Source organism: Blastococcus sp. SYSU DS1024 (assembly GCF_054050795.1).
In genome coordinates, this window is record NZ_JBJHAA010000025.1 from 37,632 (window position 1) to 54,655 (window position 17,024).

Consider the following 17,024-nt stretch of genomic DNA (forward strand, 5'->3'; position numbering starts at 1 on the left):
AGCGTCGGGTCAGGGGCGACCGGTGCCGGCCTGCGCCGGGCCGCCCGGGGTCACCGTGCCGGCGTCGTTCCCCGCAGCGGGGCGCTCGACCGGAGCCGGAGCCGGGGCCGGCGCAGGGGCCGGGGCCGGCGCAGGGGCCGGGGCCGGCGTCGGCCGGACAGCGGGCGCCGGGGCCTGCGTCGGCCGGACAGCGGTGGCCGGACGCTCCGTGGTCGCCCGGTCCGCGGGCGCGCCGGTCTGCTCGGGCTGGTGAGCGGTACGGGCGTCCTCGCTGACCTGGGCGCCGTCCACCCCGCCGTCCTTCGCGTCCTCGCTGACCGAGGTGCCGAAGTCGGGGACGGTGGGGATGTCGGCCGGGCCGGTGCCGGGCTCCGGCTGCTCCTCGGTCGTGCCCTCCTCGGAGGCCGGGTCCGGGGTGGTGCCCTCGGCGTCGGCCGAGTCCGGCACGTCGAACGGGGTGACGGCCTCGATGGTGGCGGCGACGCCGTCCTGCAGCGCGCCCGGCAGGACGCCGATCGCCCCGGCGGACGTGACACCGGCGACGGCGACACCGAGCCCGGCGGCGGCCTGGGCGACGGCTCCGGCGGCGCCGAACTTGGCGATGGCGGCAGCGAGGATCGTGAACATGCGGGGTCTCCTTCTGGAGCGCCCGCGAGCGGTGGTGGCCGCTCTCCGGGCGGTGTGGACCGAGTCCGCCGACGGGGCGGCGGGATCGGTGAGAAGACCGGTGGCCAGCAGCTCGGCGAGCCCCGCGGAGGGTCGGCCCGGCCGGGAGGACATCTCCCGGACCGAGTCGGCGAACCCCACGAGCGGTGCCGCCTGGACCGGGACGGGGCGTCCGGCCAAGTAGGCCTCGAAGGCCTCGTCGAGCTGGCTGGTGGTCATCTCATCCCCCACATCGCCGGCGCGGTTCACCGGGGTACGCCGGTGCGCTCGAGCTCACTCCGGAGAGTGAGGAGACCGCGACGCTGCAGCGCCTTCACCGCGCCGACCGAGCGGTCCATCGCCGCGGCCACCTGATCCAGCGAGAGGTCGCCCACGATCCGCATGAGGATGACCGCGCGCTGGTCGTCGGGGAGCGTGGCGCAGAGCTCGTGCACGGCGCCGGACCCCAGGGCCGCGAGCGCGTCGTCCTCGACGTTCCCGCCCGGGGTCGCGCCGAGCAGGTCGTCGTCCTCAGTGCCGGAGAGCTGGGGACGGCGGCTGCGCCTGCGCCAGTCGTCGACCAGCCGCCGGTGGGCGATGGTGAAGACCCACGCCCGCAGGGCGCCCTCGTCCCCGTCGAACGAGGACAGGCCGGTGAAGAGGCCGATGAACGTCTCGCTGGCGAGGTCGTCCGGCTCCAGCGCACCGTGCAGCCGCAGATACCCGGTCACCGACGGCGCGAGGTCGCGGTACAGCACCTCGAAGGCCCAGGCGGCCCCCGTGCGGGCGGCCGCGAGGACCTCGGGGAACGTCGTCCCGATCGCCATCGCGCACCTCCTGCCGGCGTGGGGTCAGCCACGTCATCGGCAAGTCGGTGCGGGAACGTGAGCCTCCGGAGGACCCCGGCCTCCGGAGGCCTGTCCGCGGCGAGGGGAGACGACGTCCGCGAGGGGACGACGTCAGGCCGGGCCGCAGGTGAGCAGGTGGTCCACGGCGGCGGCGAACCCGTCGACGGCGTCCAGCCCCTCGGCGAACGGCACCCGCAGGTCGTAGCAGCCGTTCCGGCCCTGCACCCGGAACCGGACGCCGAACCGGTCCAGCCCCAGCAGCCGGACGTCGTCGTGCCGCCCGGCCCAGTGCTGCACCCGCCTCGTCAGCCGGCCCAGCGCGGGGGCCTGCTGCGCCATGAGCTCGGTCTCCGCGCCGCTGACCACGTCGGGCCGGGCGGCGCGGAAGTCGTCGGGATCCACCTCGGCGCGCGTCCCGGACTCCTCGAGCTCGACCTCGGCCAGGTCCAGCCGCACCAGCGATGCGCCGAGACCCACGTCGAAGAGCGCGTCGACGGGCGAGGAGTCGGCGAAGGCCAGCACCAGCTCGGGGACCTCCTGCCCCGCCACGGGCGTCAGCCAGCCCGTCAACTGCACGAGGCCCCGGACCGGGTGGCGCAGCGGGAGGGGGGCGCGGTCGGCGACGGTCAACCGGGCGGGGACGTCGCCCAGCGGGGAGGAGCGCAGCGCCGTCATCACACCGCCGTCGGCCGGCACGACGAGCAGGACGTCGCCGACGTCGGTGGTGGTCGCCGCGGTCACCTGGCAGGCGCCGACCCCGGCGACGTGCAGGGAGGCCGCCGGGCGCGCGGCGACGGTGCGGGCGCGCTCGGCCGCCGGCGGCTGCCGGTCGACGGCCGCGGACGAGTGGGTCGGACCGGCCGTCATGGACCACCTCGGAGAGCTCGTGGGCGAGTAGTAAGGTGAGCCTAACCAAACCGGAGGTCCCGAGTGAACACGCCCCGTCCCAAGGTCCGGCTCAGCCGCGCGCTGGGCATCCCGCTCACCCCGAAGTGCGTCCAGTACTTCGAGCGCCGCCCGTACCCGCCGGGCGAGCACGGGCGGAAGCGTCGCAAGGACAGCGACTACTCCACCCGGCTCAAGGAGAAGCAGCGGCTGCGCGCGCAGTACGACATCAGCGAGACGCAGCTGCGCGCCGCCTTCGACCGCGCCAAGCGCACCGGCGGGAAGACCGGCGAGGCGCTGATCCAGGACCTCGAGTCGCGGTTGGACGCCACCGTGCTGCGCGCCGGGTTCGCCCGCACCATCTACCAGGCCCGCCAGTTCGTCACCCACCAGCACGTGCTGGTCAACGGCAAGCGGGTCGACCGCCCCTCCTACCGGCTCAAGCCCGGCGACTTCGTGCAGATCGCCGAGAAGTCGCGCACGAAGGAGCCGTTCGTCGTCGCCGCGTCCGGGGCGCACGCCGAGGCGCCGAAGTACCTGGAGGTGCGGCTGGCCGACCTGGTGGCCCGCTACGACCGGATCCCCACCCGCGACGAGGTGCCGGTCGTCTGCGAGGAGCAGCTGGTCGTGGAGTACTACTCCCGCTGACCGCCGGGCGGGAGCTGCGCACCGCCCATCGGCCGCCTGAGGGGCCAGTGCGCAGATCCCGCCCGGCGGTCAGCCTTGTCGGGGTGGCGCCGGGGCGGTGCCACCCCGACGTGCCGCCGGACAGCTGGTTCACCGGCTGGCTCCCGGGCTGCCGCGAGCAGGTCGTCGGCGAGGGCGAAGAACGGCGCCCGCGGACCCTGTCGTGGGGAAAGATCGTGCCCAATGCATCCGGTGCGGGCACGGGTGCGAGGATGCCTGCAGCACGAACGAACGGCCGCCGCCACGGTGGTCCGGCGCGTGCCGGGCCATCGGGAGGCGGCGCTGAACAGGCACCTGGCGGAGCAGATCCCCGGTGGCCCCCGTACCGAGCTGCAGCGGTTGGTCCTCGAGCGCGACTGGGGAACGACCGCCCTCGGCCCTCAGGCGGACTGGTCACCGACGCTGCGGACCACGGTCAGCACCGCGCTGAACTCCCGCTTCCCGTTCCTGCTGATGTGGGGACCGGAGCTCGTCATGGTCTACAACGACGACTACGCCCCCATGCTCGGCGCCCGGCACCCCGCGGCCCTGGGCCGGTCGGCGCGGGAGGTCTGGGCCGACATCTGGCCCGCCCTGGACCCGATGGTCGCCGAGGTGATGGCGGGGCGGGCCACGTACTCGGAGGACCTGCCCCTGGTCATGACCCGCCACGGGTTCGAGGAGGAGACCTACTTCTCCTTCTCGTTCAGCCCGGTGGCCGAGCCGGGCGGCGCCGTCGTCGGCCTGCTCGACACGGTCGTCGAGACCACCAGCCGGGTGCTGGCGGCGCGCCGCCTCGGCATTCTGCAGCGGCTGGGCAGCCTGCCGCGCGCCTCGCACGGCGACACGACCGAGGCGGTGTCCAGCGCGCTCGGGGTGCTCGCCGACGCCCGCACGGACTGCCCGTTCGGGCGGGTCTACCTGGTGGACGACGACGGGAAGCCGCGCTTCGTCGCCGGGCAGGGCCTGGGCGTGCACGGGGACCTGGCCACGAGCGCCATCCCGGAGCAGGTGCTCCGCGCGATGGCGACCGGCGAGGCGCAGACGGTGACCGGGCTGGCGGGAGTCCTGCCGGGGCTGTCCAGCGCCGGCGCGAGCCCGGCCGGGCACGCCGACGTCGACACCGCCGTCGCGCTGCCGCTCACCGCCGCCGGCGCCGAGCGGCCGATCGGCGCCCTGGTGCTGGGCGTCAGCCCGCACCTCCCCCTGGACGGGGACTACCGCATCTTCCTGGCGCTGGCCGCCGGGCAGGTCGCCGCGGCGGTCGCCGATGCGCAGGCGGTCGCGGCCGAGCGCCGCCGGGCCGAGGAGCGGGCACGGTCCGAACGCGCCCGCGCCCAGTTCTTCACCGACGTCGCCGTCACCCTGCAGCGCGCGGTCCTCGGTCCGACCGCGCTGCCCGAGGGGTTCGCCGTCCACTACGAACCAGCCACCGGCACGCTCGAGGTCGGTGGGGACCGGTACGACGTGGTGGACCTCCCCGGCGCCGGCTACGGCGTGATGGTGGGCGACGTCGTCGGCCGCGGCCTGCCGGCCGCGGCGGTGATGGGTCAGCTGCGCAGCGCCGGCCGGGCGCTGCTGCTGGAGAGCCGGTCGCCCGCCGACGCGCTGACGGCCCTCGACCGGTTCGCCGCGCTGGTCCCTGGTGCGGCTGTGAGCACGGTGTTCTGCGCCGTCGTCGACCCGCTCGCGGGCACCCTCTGCTACAGCAGCGCCGGGCACCTGCCGGCGATCCTCGTCGAGGACGGCGGTGCCGTCCAGCTGCTGGAGGCCGGGCGAGGGTTGCCGCTCGCGGTCGCCGGCGGGGGCGTCCGCCTGGAGGTCCAGATGGCGCTGCCGGCCGGCTCGACGCTGCTGCTCTACACCGACGGCCTGGTCGAGCGACGGCGCGAGGCGCTGGACGAGGGGATCGGCCGGGCCGTCGATGCGCTGGTCGACGGCCGGCACCTCGGCCCCGCCGAACTGAAGGCGCGGCTCACCGAGCGGCTGCTCGGCGACGCGCCGGACGACGACGTCGCCTTCGTGCTCTTCCGCTGCAGCTGAGGCCCGCGGAGCCGGGGGTGGACGTCGTCCGGGTGAGCAAGCGGCTCTCCTTCGTCCTGCGGCACCGCCCCGACTCGGTGGGGATCACCCTGGACCCCGCCGGCTGGGCCGACGTCGACGAGCTGCTGGCGGCGCTGCACCTCACCCGCGAGCAGCTCGAGCGCGTCGTGGCCGGCGACGACAAGCGCCGGTACGAGCTCCGGGGTGACCGCATCCGCGCCAGCCAGGGGCACAGCGTCGCCGTCGACCTGGGCTACGCGGACGAGACGCCGCCGGACGAGCTCTTCCACGGCACCGTGGAGCGGTTCCTGGCGGCCGTCCTCGCCGAGGGGCTGCGCCCGGGACGGCGGCACGCGGTCCACCTGAGCGCCGACGTCGTCACCGCCCGCGCCGTGGGCAGCCGCCGCGGCGCCCCCGTCGTGCTGCGCGTCGACGCCGCCGCGATGGCCCGCGAGGGCGCCCGGTTCACCCGCTCGGCCAACGGGGTCTGGCTGGTCGCCGCGGTACCGCCCCGCTACCTGACCGTGCTCGGCGGCTGACCGGTCAGGACGGCACCCGGAGCGCCAGCAGGGCGATGTCGTCGTCGCCACGGGTGCCCAGCGCGCTCAGCAGGCCGTCGCACATGCGGTCCAGCGGCTCCCGGCCGCGCTCCTCCAGCGCTCGCACCAGCCAGGCGGTGCCGTCGTCGAGGGTCATGCCGCGCCGCTCGACCAGCCCGTCGGTGTAGAGCAGCAGCGTGTCACCCCGCCGGAGCACCAGCTCGTGGTCGGTGCGCGGTGGCCCGTCGGCCGGGCCGGCTCCGAGCAGCCGGTCGGGTTCCCGTTCCAGCACCTCCACGCAGCCGTTGGCCCGCACGACCACCGGGGGCGGGTGCCCCGCGTTCGACCACTGCAGCGGCACCGCGTCCCCGGCCACGCCCCGCGGGTCGACGGACGCCACGGCCACGGTCACCAACGTGTCCAGCCCCAGGCCCTCGAGGACGTCGTCCAGCACGGTCAGCGCGGCGGCGGGGGAGCCGTGCCCCACCCGGGCGAGCGCGCGGAGCATCCCGCGGGTCTGCGCCATGGTGGCTGCCGCGGGGGCGTCGTGGCCGGCGACGTCGCCGATGACCAGCATGGTGCGGCCGTCGGTCAGCGGAAAGGCGTCGTACCAGTCACCGCCGACCTGCGCCTCCCGCGCGCCGGGGAGGTAGCGGGCGGCCGTCTCGAGCCCCGGGACCTGCGGGACGCCACCCAGCAGCGCCCGCTGCAGCGTCTCGCCGGTGCGGACGGCGGCCCGTGTCGCGGCGGCCTCGGCGCCGAGCCGGGCCACGTGGGCCTCCCGCCGGAGCCTCAGCTCGCAGGTCACCACGGCGAGGATGCCGCCGAGGGCGACGGCGACCAGCCGGACGGTCTGCGCCACCGCGGTGTCGGCGGTGTACTGCTGGCTGTAGAGGCCGAGGAGCGTGGTGACGACGAACGCGGACGCCGCGTACGCGACGGTGGCCTGCCGGCTCAGGAAGGTCGCCGACGCGAGTGGGGCGATGACGGTGAGCCCCAGCACCACCTGGCCGCGGCCGGTGATCACCTCGGCGACCACGACGAGCAGCAGCACGATGGCCGGCAGCGCGGTGTTCACGCGCCCGAACCGCTTCACCGCATCCCCCTCGTGCCCGCCAGCAGCGCGGCGCGTCCCCCGGTCAACCTAGAGGACGGCGGCGGGCTCGCCGTCGACCCCCGGAGCGATCAGCTGCCGGTGCCGGGCATCGAGTCCAGGGGCAGGCCGACGTAGAGCATGCCGATGAGGGTCCCGCCGTCGTCCCGCAGACCGGTGTAGGCGGTGAAGTACGGCCGGTCGGCGACCGTGGCCGCACCGGTGTAGGTGCCGCCGGCCAGCACGGCGGCGAGCACCGGGTTCGGGCGGCCGTCGGGACCGGTCCGCGCGATGGCGGTGCCGACGTTGCGCCGGCCGGCGGGGTTCAGCACCGTCGTCGCCACCCGCACCATGCCGCCGTCGTCCAGGCGCTGGAACAGCGTGCAGCTGCCCCCGACCTGCCGCACCACCTCGTCGACGAGCAGCGACGGCCGTCGGGGGTCGTCGCTGCGTTCCAGAGGCGCGTCGCCGAGCAGCAGGTCGGGCAGCGCGGCGGTGTGCGTGGCGCCGGTGGTCTGGTCGCGCACCGTGAAGGGGGCCCGGGCGTCGCCGAGCCGTGCGCCACCCAGGTCGGCCAGCCGCTGCTCGGCCACCGCCAGGGCGCGGCGGACGTAGACGACCCGCTGGCTCTCGGCCAGCTGCCCGACGGCCTCGCTGATCCGCGCGGAGCCGCTGGCCGCGCGGTCGACGTTCTCCACGACGCGCTCGGTGGCCGCCCGCTGCTGCTCGACGGCGGCGGCGATGGTGTCCTGCGCCTCGGCGATGGAGCCGAGCGTCCCGGTGATCCGCTGCACCGCCTCGACGGCCTGCTGCGTCTCCCGCTGCACCGCCGTGATCTGGGCGTCGATGTCCCGGGCGGCCTGGGCCGTCCGGTCGGCGAGCTCCTTGACCTCGTCGGCGACGACGGCGAAGCCGCGGCCGAGGTCGCCGGCGCGGGCGGCCTCGACCGAGGCGTTCAGCGCGAGGAAGCGGCTCTGCTGGCTGATCGCGCTGATCAGGCGCACGAACTGGGTGATCGACTCGCTGGCGGCCTGCAGTGCGACGATGCGGTCGTCCACCGCCTGCGCGTCACGCACCGCCTCCTCGGCGACGGCGGACGCGCGGCCGGTGCTCGCGGAGATGTCGCCGATGGCGGCCCGCAGCTCGGCGAGGGACGCGGCGGCCTGGGCGGAGGTGCCGGAGACCTCCCGGGAGGCCTGGGCGAGGACGCCGGCCTGCTGCGCCGCGTCCTCCAAGCTCGTGTCCCGCTCGGGCGCGCGCCGCGGGGCCGGGGGTGTGGGGGCGACCGCCGGGGGCAGGGGCACGGAGCTTGACGACGTGGGCGAGCGCACGACCTGTTCCTCCCTGCAGTCGACCGGCGGACCGGCCCGCGGACGGGCCGTTCCGGAACCGTAGGCCGCCCGTCGCCGGGCCCGGGAAGGCGCGCCGGGCGCCGGCCGACCCCGTAGCGGCGCGACCATTCCGACCGGTACCGCGCGGGGCGCGGCGTTCGAGGCCGGCTCCCCGGCGACCCTGGACTTCGCGCTCGACCCGACGGCGCTGCGCCTGGCCGGCGACCCCGAGACCGTGCTGACCGCGGTGATCCCGACGTCGGTGCCGGTGACGACGGTCGGGCCCGCTCGTTCGACGTCCTGGCGCTGTCGGTGCCGATCGGCGTCGCGCGGGGCGCGGTCCTCGCCCTGGCTGCCCTCGCGCTGCTCGTCGCCGGGGTCGGGGCGCTGCTCGGCCGGGCCGGCCGGGGCGACGCCGCCGACGAGTTCCTCGTGCGGCACGCCGACCGGATCGTGCCGGTCGCCGGGCTCGCCGCGAGCGGAACCGTCATCGACGTCTCCGACGCGGACTCCCTGCGCCGGGTCGCCGAGCGCTTCGACACCGTCGTCCTGCACCACGCTGGCCCGGACGCGGACGTCTTCGCCGTCCGCGACGTCGACGCCACCTACCGCTTCGTGGTCCCCGGTGGGGCCGAGCGCCGCGGGCGGCCGCCGGTACCGGCACCGTCCCGCGCGCAGGCGCTCGCGGAGGAGGACCTCACGTCACCGTTGCCGCCGGTCGGCCTGCGCGGCAGCTACGCCTGATCCCCGGGACGACTTCGGGGAAGCAGGGCTCCGGAACGTCGTCCGGAGCCCCACTTCCCCGAAGCAGGCCAGAGCTGGGGACTACGCCTTGACGATCGCGGCCACCGGGCCACCGCCGGACGGGCCCTGGTGCACCGCGGCCACCGAGACGAACACGGCCGGGTCGCCGGTCACCGAGGCGGTCACGCCGCCGACGCACGCCTTGATCTGGCGGTGCCAGGAGACGTCGGAGTCGTCCAGCATCGCGTTGCGCCGCCCGCGCACCTTGCCGTCGGGCGAGGCCTCGCACTTGAGGAACACGTTGACCAGCCGGTCACCGAGGTCGGTGTGGTGCGGGCGCTCGGGCAGCTCGAGGCCGGCGTCGCGGATGGCGTTCCAGATGCCGTCCTGGTCGAGGGCGTCGGTCATGACCGAGTGGCCGACGCGGTAGCTGCCGCCGTGCCCGCGGGCGTTGCCGACGACGACGATCTGCGCCCGGTCCAGCTCCACACCCGAGGAGCAGGACGCCACCGAGGAGTACAGCGACAGGTCGCGCATGATCTGCTCCTGCTTCGGCATCTCGATCTCGCCGAGCGCCACCGCGATCCCCAGCGCCGTCGTGCCGTTGGAGATGTCCATGGAGCCGTGCGGCTCCTCCAGGATCGTCGTCTCCCCGCGCTGGTGGGCGTCGCGGATCGTGTCGATCGTCAGCAGCGGCGTCTTGGTCTGCACGTAGTGCACGTCGGCCGGGTCGGTGATGCCCGCGGCCTCCATCGCCTTCTTCACGCCCTCGGCGACCTTCTCGACCATCGCGACGCGGCCGATGTCCTCGGGCAGCAGGACGTCGCTCATCGCGTAGCCCACGGTCAGCCGCGGCTCGTCGGTCTTCTCGACCGAGTCCTCGGGCAGCGTCGCGAAGACGGTCGCGTGCGGGCTGATGACGCCGTCGGTGCCACCGGACCACACGATCGGGATGTCGCCGACCTCCTCCTTGCTCCGCGAGCCCTTCTCGAGCAGCACCTCGCGGAAGGCGCGGTCGGCGATGATCCGCGTGTAGTCGTTGATCCCGCCGTTGCCCTCGGTCTTGCCGATGACGGCGATGACGCGGTCGGCCTCCATGACGCCGTCGTCGATCAGCTTGGCGAGCTCGGAGGCGTCGCTGACGTTGTGCAGCGGGACCTTGCGGACCTCGATCGGTGCGGGCATGCGGGTTCCCTTCAGGAGTGGGTGAGGACGGTGCCGGCGTCGTCGCCACGGACGGCGTCGGCGATGTGCTGGAGCGAGGTGATGACGGCGCGGGCTCCGCCGGCTTCGACGAAACGGAGAGCTGCTTCCACCTTCGGGCCCATCGATCCTCGGGCGAACTGCCCGGCCGCCGCCAGTTCACGCAGCTCGGCGACGGTGACCCGGCCCAGCGGTCGCTGTGACGGGGCGCCGAAGTCGACCATCACGTTCGGGACGTCGGTGGCGATGACCAGGGTGTCGGCGTCCACGTCGCGGGCGAGGATCGCGGCGGTCAGGTCCTTGTCGATGACCGCCTCGACGCCGCGCAGCGCGTGCCCGTCGACGTGGTCGTCGATCACCGGGATGCCGCCACCGCCGGCGCACACCACGACGAACCCGGCCGCGGCCAGGGCGTGGATGGCGGGCGAGTCGACGACGGCCCGGGGTTCCGGCGAGGCGACGACGCGCCGCCAGCCCTTCTCCCCGCGGTCCTCCCAGGTCTGCCCGAGCGAGACGAACTGTTCCGCCCGCTCCCGCGGCAGGAAGCGGCCCACCGGCTTGGAGGGCTCGGCGAAGCGCGGGTCGTCGGCGTCGACGCGGGTGCGGGTGACCAGCGCGGCGGTGCGCTGGGGGAGGCCGCGCACGGCCAGGGCGGCGTCCAGCTCGTCGGCGACGGTGAAGCCGATGGTGGCCTGGGTCTGCGCCACGTTCCAGTCCAGCGGCACCGGGGGCACCTCGTGGGCGGCGAGCTCGTTCTTGACCAGCAGGTTGCCCACCTGCGGGCCGTTCCCATGGGTGAGCACCACCTGGACGCCCGCGGCGACGACCTCGGCGACGTGCCCGGCGGCCTGCCGGATCGCATCGCGCTGCGCCTGCGGGGTCGCGGAGCCGTCGGCCCCGGTCATGGCGTTGCCGCCCAGGGCGATCACCACGCGCGTCGACGTCACCCCGCCGACCCTAGCCGCATTTCCCTTAGCGGTGAAGTACTTCTCCGAAGGAGGTCAGCTCGGCTCGGCCGGGTCGTCGTCGTAGGCGCCCAGCGGTCGCTGCGCCCAGAGCACGTCGCGCCACCGGCCGTGCTTGAACCCGATCCGCCGGTAGGTGCCGATCGGCTCGAAGCCCATCGCCGTGTGCAGGCCCTCGCTCGGCTCGTTGGGCAGCGTCATCCCGGCGATCGCGGTGCGGAACCCGCGGGCGGCCAGCCGCTCGAACAGCGCTTCGTAGAGGGCGCGCCCGCCGCCGCGCCGTCGTCGCCCGCCGTCCAGGTAGACGCTCACCTCGCAGCTCCACCGGTAGGCGGCGCGCTCCTTGTACGGCCCGGCGTAGGCGTAGCCGACGACGGCGCCGTCGTCCTCGAGGACCAGCCAGGCGTGCGCCCGCCGGGCCGCCGCGATCCGCTCCGCCATCTGTGCCGGTGTCGGGGGTTCGAGCTCGAAGGTGATCGCGGTGCCGGTGACGTAGGGCGCGTAGATGGCGGCGCACGCCGCGGCGTCGGCCTCGGTGGCGTCCCGGATCGTCGGAGCGGAGGCACCCATGAGCAGCAACGTAGGCGGGGCGCGTCGTCGCACGGAGGTGAGCTCCGCCACCTCGCCCCGCCGCAGCCGGAGCGCTGCGGTCCGCTGGGCTAGCGTCCCGCGCCGTGCCCGCCGCTCCGTCGTCGACGACCGTCGCGGGGCTGGTGACCGCGCTCGTCGGCTTCCTGAGCTCCTTCGCCGTCGTGCTCACCGGGCTCCGCGCGGTCGGCGCGACACCGGGGCAGGCGGCCTCGGGCCTGGTCGTGCTGTCGCTGGCGATGGGGCTCGCGACCGTGCTGCTGGCCCAGCGGACGCGGATGCCGATCACCGTCGCCTGGTCCACGCCCGGCGCGGCCCTGCTGGCGACGGCCTCGGCGCCGTCCTGGGAGGTGGCCGTCGGCGCCTTCGCCCTGGTCGGCGTCCTGGTCCTGCTCACCGCGGCGTGGCCCCGGCTGGGGAGCGCGATCGCGGCCATCCCGCCGGTGCTGGCGCAGGCGATGCTGGCCGGCGTCCTGGTCCCGCTGTGCCTGCAGCCGGTCCGGGCCGCGCTGGAGATCCCCTGGCTGGTGGTGCCCGTCGTGCTGGTCTGGGTGGTGCTCCTGCGGTTCTCCCCGCGCTGGGCCGTGCCGGCCGCGTTCACCGTCACCCTCGGCATCATCGGCTGGCTGGCTGCCCGCGAGGGCGGGGTCGACGCCGCCGCCCTGGTGCCCGTCCTCGAGTGGACGACGCCGGACTTCACCTCGACCGCCGTCGTCGGGCTGGCCCTGCCGCTGTTCCTGGTCACCATGGCCTCGCAGAACGTGCCCGGCATGGCGGTGCTGGCGGCCTACGGCTACCGGGCGCCGTGGCGCCCGGCCATGGCCGTCACCGGCGCCGGCACGCTGCTCGGCGCCCCGTTCGGCGGCCACGCGATCAACCTGGCCGCCATCAGCGCGGCGCTGGCGGCCGGACCCGAGGCGGACGCCGACCCGTCGCGCCGCTACCTCGCCGCCCGCACCGCAGGCCTGACCTACGTCGGGTTCGCGCTCGTCTCGGCCGCCGTCGCCGCCCTGGTGGTCACCGCACCCGCCGGGTTCGTCGCGGCGGCCGCCGGCCTCGCCCTGTGGCCGGTCCTGGCCTCGTCCCTCAGCGCGGCGCTGGCGCGGGCGGAGGACCGGATCCCGGTCGTCGCCACCTTCCTGGTGGCGATCAGCGGCGTCACCGTGGGTGGCATCGGGTCGGCGTTCTGGTCGCTCGTCGTCGGACTGGCCTGCTGGGCCTGGTACCGGCCGTCCCCGGCCGCAGCGGAGCCCGCCGCCCCGGCCTGACGGGAGCCCCCGTCAGCGCCGCCAGAAGTCGAAGCGGTCCCGTCCCGGGCGGAACCCGGCCGCCTCCGCGACGGCGACGGCGAGGTCGAACTTCTGCCCGACGGCGGCGGGCGCGTGCGCGTCGCTGCCGAAGCTGACCGCCTCGCCGCCGGCCTCGTAGAACCAGCGCACCTGGTCCGCCGACGCCAGCGGGCTGCTGGTGTTGATCTCCAGCGCCCGGCCGGTGCCGGCCAGGGCCCGGAACACCGCCCGGTACTCCTCCTCGTAGTCCTTCTCCACGTACCGGTGCGAGCCGCCGGGCCAGTAGCGGCGCGGGAAGTCCACGTGGGCGAGCACCTGGAAGACGTCGCTGCTCTCGATCATCCCGACCATCTCGCCCAGGTAGCGGCGCATGGTCGCGTCGGGGTCGACGTGCAGCAGCCGGCCGACGCCGACCAGCCGGCCCTGGTCGGACAGCGAGTGCAGCGAGCCGAGGACGCGGTCGACCGGGGAGTCCTCGAGGTGGCGGGCGATGCTGGCGGCGAACAGGTGCGGCTCGCCGGTCTCGATGCCCGACCAGATGCGCAGCTCCGGGAACCGGTCGCGCACCTCGGCCAGCTCGGCGAAGTACCCCTCGACGTCGATCGGCAGCTGGTGGGCCGGGTAGCGGTCGACCAGCCCCTCCGCGGTGGCCCGGTCCTCGTCGTGCCAGACGGTGAAGTCGAGGTGCTCGGTGAACGCGACCGCGGGCAGGCCCTGGGCGATCGCCCGCTCGCACGCCCGGCGCATGGTCGACGAGTCGGGGGTGTCCCACGACCAGTGGGTGTGCACGTGGTTGTCGGCCGGAAGCTGCCCCTGGTGGTCCATCGACTGTGGATTCTCCCCGTCGTCCACCGGTCGCGCGCGGGGGGCCGTCGCTGTCGGCGGTGGTGCCTACTGTCGTCGGCATGAGCACCGCCGCACCGCCGTCCTCGATCGCCGACGAGGCCCTGGAGATCCTCCGCGAGCTGACCGGCCGCCCCGACGCGGTCTTCCGCGAAGGGCAGGACGCCGCCGTCGCCGCGCTGGTCGAGCGCTCCCAGCGGGCGCTGGTCGTCCAGCGCACCGGCTGGGGCAAGTCTGCGGTCTACTTCGTCTCCACCGCGCTGCTGCGCCGCCGCGGGGCCGGCCCGACGCTGCTCGTGTCGCCGCTGCTGGCGCTGATGCGCGACCAGGTGGCCGCCGCGGCCCGCGCCGGCATCCGGGCGGTCGAGATCTCCAGCGCCAACATGACGGAGTGGGACGACATCGCCGCCCGCCTGGCCGCCGACGACGTCGACGTCCTGCTCGTCTCGCCCGAGCGGCTCACCAATCCCCGCTTCCGGGAGGAGCAGCTGCCCGGGCTGGTCGCCCGCTGCGGGCTGGTCGTCGTCGACGAGGCGCACTGCGTCTCCGACTGGGGGCACGACTTCCGCCCCGACTACCGCCGCATCCGCGACCTGCTGGGCACACTGCCGGAGGGGACTCCCGTGCTGGCCACCACCGCGACGGCGAACGAGCGGGTGGTGGCCGACGTCGCCGAGCAGCTGGGCGCCGGGGGCGTCGAGGTGACCACCGTCCGCGGCCCGCTCTCCCGCGACTCTCTGCGCCTCGGGGTCCTGCGGCTGCCCAGCGACCGGGCCCGGCTGGCCTGGCTCGCCGCGCACCTCGGCGACCTGCCGGGCAGCGGCATCGTCTACACGCTCACCGTGGCGGCGGCGGAGGAGACGGCGAACCTGCTCCGCGACGCCGGCCACGAGGTGCGCGCCTACACCGGCCGGCTCGACGACGCCGACCGCAAGGACGCCGAGGAGGCGCTGCGCAAGAACGAGGTGAAGGCGCTGGTCGCCACCTCCGCCCTCGGCATGGGCTTCGACAAGCCCGACCTCGGCTTCGTCGTCCACCTCGGCGCGCCGTCGTCGCCGGTCAGCTACTACCAGCAGGTCGGCCGTGCGGGCCGCGCCGTCGAGCACGCGGACGTCCTGCTCCTGCCCGGCCCCGAGGACATCGCGATCTGGCAGTGGTTCGCCACGTCGTCCATGCCGCGGGAGGACCACGCCGCCGCGGTGCTGACGGCGATGGCCGACGGCAAGGCCTGGTCGGTCGCGCGGCTGGAGACGGTGGCCGACGTCCGGCGGTCCCGGCTGGAGCTGCTGCTCAAGGTCCTCGCCGTCGACGGCGCGGTGGAGCGGGTGCAGGGCGGCTGGCGCTCGACCGGGCAGCCGTGGGTCTACGACGCCGACCGCTACGCCCGGGTCACCCGCACCCGGGAGGCCGAGCAGCGCGCGATGCTCGCCTACGCCAAGCCGGTCGACGAGGCCGAGTGCCGCATGGCCTTCCTGCAGGCGGCGCTGGACGACCCGACGGCGGCGCCGTGCGGGCGGTGCGACGTCTGCGCCGGGCCCTGGTACGCCACCGACGTGCCGGAGGCGGCGTCCGAGAAGGCGTCGGCCGCGCTCGACCGGCCGGGCGTGGAGCTGGCGCCGCGGGCGATGTGGCCCACCGGAGCGGACCGGCTGGGCGTCGAGGTGAAGGGGAAGATCCCGCCGGGGGAGCAGCTGGCGACCGGCCGGGCGGTGGCCCGGCTGACCGACCTCGGCTGGGGCCAGCGGTTGCGTTCCCTGCTCGGTGACGACGGCGTCGGCGGTGTGGTGGAGCTCGACCTCGAGGCGCCCAGCATCGAGGAGGACCCGGACGCTGCCTTCGACGTGCCGGTGCGCCGCTCGGTCTCCGACGTCCCGCCGGACGAGGAGCTGCTCCGGGCGTGCGGCCGGGTGCTCGCCGCCTGGGACTGGGCGGAGCGCCCGGCGGCCGTGGTGGCGGTGCCCTCGCGCCGTCGCCCCCGGCTGGTGGCGGGCGTCGCGCAGGGGCTGGCCCGCATGGGTCGGCTCCCCTACCTGGGCGAGCTCTCCCTGGCGCACGGTGGGCCGACCGGGCAGCCCGGCGGGAACAGCGCCTTCCGGCTGGCGGCCGTGTGGGACCGGATCGTCGTGGGCCCGGAGCTGCGCGACCGGCTGGCGGAGCTGGCCGGCCCGGTGCTGCTGGTCGACGACCTGGCCGACTCGCGCTGGACCATGACCGTCGCGGGGCGCGAGCTCCGCCGGGCCGGCGCCTCGGCCGTCCTCCCGTTCGCCCTGGCTCTCACCGCCTGAACCTTGTCCACAGCTTTTCGCACACATGTGCGAAAGGTCCGGGTAGCGTGCCTTCCATGACGCTGGCGCACCAGCCTTCGATGTGGGACCTCGCCGACGAGGTGACGCTCCAGCCCCTGGACGGCGTGACGCGGCACGTGCTCGGTGGTGGTGCCTGGGTCGACCACCTCCCGGGCTGGGTGTCCGGGTCCGACGAGGTGCTCGACGTGCTGCTCGGTGACATCGGTTGGCGGGAGGACCGCCGGCAGATGTACGAGCGCGAGGTCGCAGTCCCCCGGCTGCTCCGCTGGTACTCCGGCCGCGAGCAGCTGCCGCACCCGTTGCTCGTCGAGGCCCGCGAGCGGCTGAGCCGCCACTACCTGCCCGAGCTGGGCGAGCCGTTCGTCACCGCGGGGATGTGCCTCTACCGGGACGGGCGGGACAGCGTGGCCTGGCACGGAGACCGCATCGGCCGCGGGCGGTCGGCCGACACGATGGTCGCGATCGTCTCGTTCGGCTCACCCCGCCCGCTCCTCCTGCGGCCGGTGGGCGGCGGGGAGTCGCTGCGCTTCCCCCTCGGCCACGGCGACCTCGTGGTCATGGGTGGTTCCTGCCAGCGCACCTGGGAGCACTGCATCCCCAAGACGACACGACCGGTCGGGCCCCGGGTCAGCGTGCAGTTCCGGCCGGCCGGGGTCGCCTGAGGGAGGCCCCGTTCCCCCACCGCTCGCACGCCCGCGACGAGGCTCTGCGGCGGGGCCGACGGGGGGCGGGGGACCCCCCTGCACGACCCCTCCCGAGGCGTGTATGGTTCTCCCTGCACCGAGCGAGAACGGACCGGGCCGCGAGGCCCGGGAAACCGCCGGTCGAACCCCCGAGGTTCACCGATGCGGAGCCCGGTGTACAGTGGAGAAACCGCCTCGAACGAAGGCCAAGAAATTGGCCAGAATCCTTGCGCGTCCGCTCCTTGAGAACTCAACAGCGTGCCGAAAGTCAGTGCCAAGTAATACCCCGTGCCATGGCTCTTGTGGTTGTGGCAGGGATTCCTTTGGTTGATTGATATCGCGAGTGTCAGCTC

16 protein-coding genes are annotated in these 17,024 nt (G+C 75.1%); 7 read left to right on the forward strand and 9 right to left on the reverse strand.

What is annotated here, in order from left to right:
- Positions 1-9: 9 nt before the first annotated feature.
- The 3 genes from ACI79S_RS18225 to ACI79S_RS18235 all read right to left on the reverse strand — a co-directional run bounded on the left by ACI79S_RS18225 (position 10) and on the right by ACI79S_RS18235 (position 2,360).
- Positions 10-885 carry a hypothetical protein gene (locus ACI79S_RS18225; RefSeq protein ID WP_456594855.1) on the reverse strand — a complete coding sequence of 292 codons (876 nt, stop codon included), beginning with the start codon at positions 883-885 and terminating at the stop codon, positions 10-12.
- 26 nt (positions 886-911) lie between these two features.
- Positions 912-1,472, reverse strand: coding sequence for an RNA polymerase sigma factor (locus ACI79S_RS18230; RefSeq protein ID WP_456594856.1), 561 nt, complete (start codon positions 1,470-1,472; stop codon positions 912-914).
- Positions 1,473-1,604: 132 nt separating this feature from the next.
- Positions 1,605-2,360 carry a DUF2470 domain-containing protein gene (locus tag ACI79S_RS18235; protein WP_456594857.1) on the reverse strand — a complete coding sequence of 252 codons (756 nt, stop codon included), beginning with the start codon at positions 2,358-2,360 and terminating at the stop codon, positions 1,605-1,607.
- A gap of 63 nt (positions 2,361-2,423) precedes the next feature.
- On the opposite strand from ACI79S_RS18235, the gene rpsD reads away from it, so the two are divergent.
- The 3 genes from rpsD (at position 2,424) to ACI79S_RS18250 (ending at position 5,626) form a co-directional block, all read left to right on the forward strand.
- Positions 2,424-3,026 carry a 30S ribosomal protein S4 gene (gene rpsD / locus ACI79S_RS18240; RefSeq protein WP_456594858.1) on the forward strand — a complete coding sequence of 201 codons (603 nt, stop codon included), beginning with the start codon at positions 2,424-2,426 and terminating at the stop codon, positions 3,024-3,026.
- A gap of 297 nt (positions 3,027-3,323) precedes the next feature.
- Positions 3,324-5,087 (forward strand): SpoIIE family protein phosphatase, encoded by a 1,764-nt coding sequence (locus ACI79S_RS18245; RefSeq protein ID WP_456594859.1) that lies wholly within the window; start codon positions 3,324-3,326, stop codon positions 5,085-5,087.
- Between the two features lie 17 nt (positions 5,088-5,104).
- Entirely contained in the window at positions 5,105-5,626 is a 522-nt protein-coding gene (locus ACI79S_RS18250) for an RNA 2'-phosphotransferase (protein WP_456594860.1), read from the forward strand.
- 4 nt (positions 5,627-5,630) lie between these two features.
- On the opposite strand, the gene ACI79S_RS18255 is transcribed toward ACI79S_RS18250, so the two are convergent.
- Complete coding sequence (locus tag ACI79S_RS18255; RefSeq protein WP_456594861.1) at positions 5,631-6,722, reverse strand: PP2C family protein-serine/threonine phosphatase; 1,092 nt, start codon at positions 6,720-6,722, stop codon at positions 5,631-5,633.
- An 89-nt stretch (positions 6,723-6,811) separates the two neighbouring features.
- The gene (locus ACI79S_RS18260; protein WP_456594862.1) at positions 6,812-7,954 is read right to left on the reverse strand and encodes a Cache 3/Cache 2 fusion domain-containing protein; all 1,143 of its coding nucleotides are present in this window, start codon (positions 7,952-7,954) and stop codon (positions 6,812-6,814) included.
- Positions 7,955-8,362: 408 nt separating this feature from the next.
- Between ACI79S_RS18260 and ACI79S_RS18265 the strand changes: the two genes are divergently transcribed.
- Positions 8,363-8,794 carry a hypothetical protein gene (locus ACI79S_RS18265; protein ID WP_456594863.1) on the forward strand — a complete coding sequence of 144 codons (432 nt, stop codon included), beginning with the start codon at positions 8,363-8,365 and terminating at the stop codon, positions 8,792-8,794.
- Positions 8,795-8,875: 81 nt separating this feature from the next.
- Here the strand turns inward: ACI79S_RS18265 and bar are convergent, their stop codons facing one another.
- Genes bar through ACI79S_RS18280 form a run of 3 tightly spaced genes read right to left on the reverse strand, consistent with a single transcriptional unit; the run spans position 8,876 to position 11,532 of the window.
- Complete coding sequence (bar, locus tag ACI79S_RS18270; protein ID WP_456594864.1) at positions 8,876-9,979, reverse strand: barbiturase; 1,104 nt, start codon at positions 9,977-9,979, stop codon at positions 8,876-8,878.
- Between the two features lie 11 nt (positions 9,980-9,990).
- Positions 9,991-10,944 (reverse strand): carbamate kinase, encoded by a 954-nt coding sequence (locus tag ACI79S_RS18275; protein ID WP_456594865.1) that lies wholly within the window; start codon positions 10,942-10,944, stop codon positions 9,991-9,993.
- 54 nt (positions 10,945-10,998) lie between these two features.
- Entirely contained in the window at positions 10,999-11,532 is a 534-nt protein-coding gene (locus ACI79S_RS18280; RefSeq protein WP_456594866.1) for an N-acetyltransferase family protein, read from the reverse strand.
- A gap of 104 nt (positions 11,533-11,636) precedes the next feature.
- On the opposite strand from ACI79S_RS18280, the gene ACI79S_RS18285 reads away from it, so the two are divergent.
- Complete coding sequence (locus ACI79S_RS18285; protein WP_456594867.1) at positions 11,637-12,818, forward strand: benzoate/H(+) symporter BenE family transporter; 1,182 nt, start codon at positions 11,637-11,639, stop codon at positions 12,816-12,818.
- A 12-nt stretch (positions 12,819-12,830) separates the two neighbouring features.
- Here the strand turns inward: ACI79S_RS18285 and ACI79S_RS18290 are convergent, their stop codons facing one another.
- Entirely contained in the window at positions 12,831-13,664 is an 834-nt protein-coding gene (locus ACI79S_RS18290) for a PHP domain-containing protein (RefSeq protein WP_456594868.1), read from the reverse strand.
- Positions 13,665-13,744: 80 nt separating this feature from the next.
- On the opposite strand from ACI79S_RS18290, the gene ACI79S_RS18295 reads away from it, so the two are divergent.
- The gene (locus tag ACI79S_RS18295) at positions 13,745-15,967 is read left to right on the forward strand and encodes a DEAD/DEAH box helicase (protein ID WP_456594869.1); all 2,223 of its coding nucleotides are present in this window, start codon (positions 13,745-13,747) and stop codon (positions 15,965-15,967) included.
- A gap of 56 nt (positions 15,968-16,023) precedes the next feature.
- Positions 16,024-16,650: an alpha-ketoglutarate-dependent dioxygenase AlkB gene (locus tag ACI79S_RS18300; RefSeq protein WP_456594870.1), complete on the forward strand. Its 627-nt coding sequence runs from the start codon at positions 16,024-16,026 to the stop codon at positions 16,648-16,650.
- The last annotated feature ends 374 nt before the right edge of the window (positions 16,651-17,024 follow it).

What these genes read in the sequence shown, in the direction of transcription:
- ACI79S_RS18225 (WP_456594855.1), bottom strand. Translation starts at nt 885, where the DNA reads ATGACCACCAGCCAGCTCGACGAGGCCTTCGAGGCCTACTTGGCCGGA.
- ACI79S_RS18230 (WP_456594856.1), bottom strand. Translation starts at nt 1,472, where the DNA reads ATGGCGATCGGGACGACGTTCCCCGAGGTCCTCGCGGCCGCCCGCACG.
- ACI79S_RS18235 (WP_456594857.1), bottom strand. Translation starts at nt 2,360, where the DNA reads ATGACGGCCGGTCCGACCCACTCGTCCGCGGCCGTCGACCGGCAGCCG.
- bar (WP_456594864.1), bottom strand. Translation starts at nt 9,979, where the DNA reads ATGCCCGCACCGATCGAGGTCCGCAAGGTCCCGCTGCACAACGTCAGC.
- ACI79S_RS18280 (WP_456594866.1), bottom strand. Translation starts at nt 11,532, where the DNA reads ATGGGTGCCTCCGCTCCGACGATCCGGGACGCCACCGAGGCCGACGCC.
- ACI79S_RS18290 (WP_456594868.1), bottom strand. Translation starts at nt 13,664, where the DNA reads ATGGACCACCAGGGGCAGCTTCCGGCCGACAACCACGTGCACACCCAC.
- ACI79S_RS18295 (WP_456594869.1), top strand. Translation starts at nt 13,745, where the DNA reads ATGAGCACCGCCGCACCGCCGTCCTCGATCGCCGACGAGGCCCTGGAG.
- ACI79S_RS18300 (WP_456594870.1), top strand. Translation starts at nt 16,024, where the DNA reads ATGACGCTGGCGCACCAGCCTTCGATGTGGGACCTCGCCGACGAGGTG.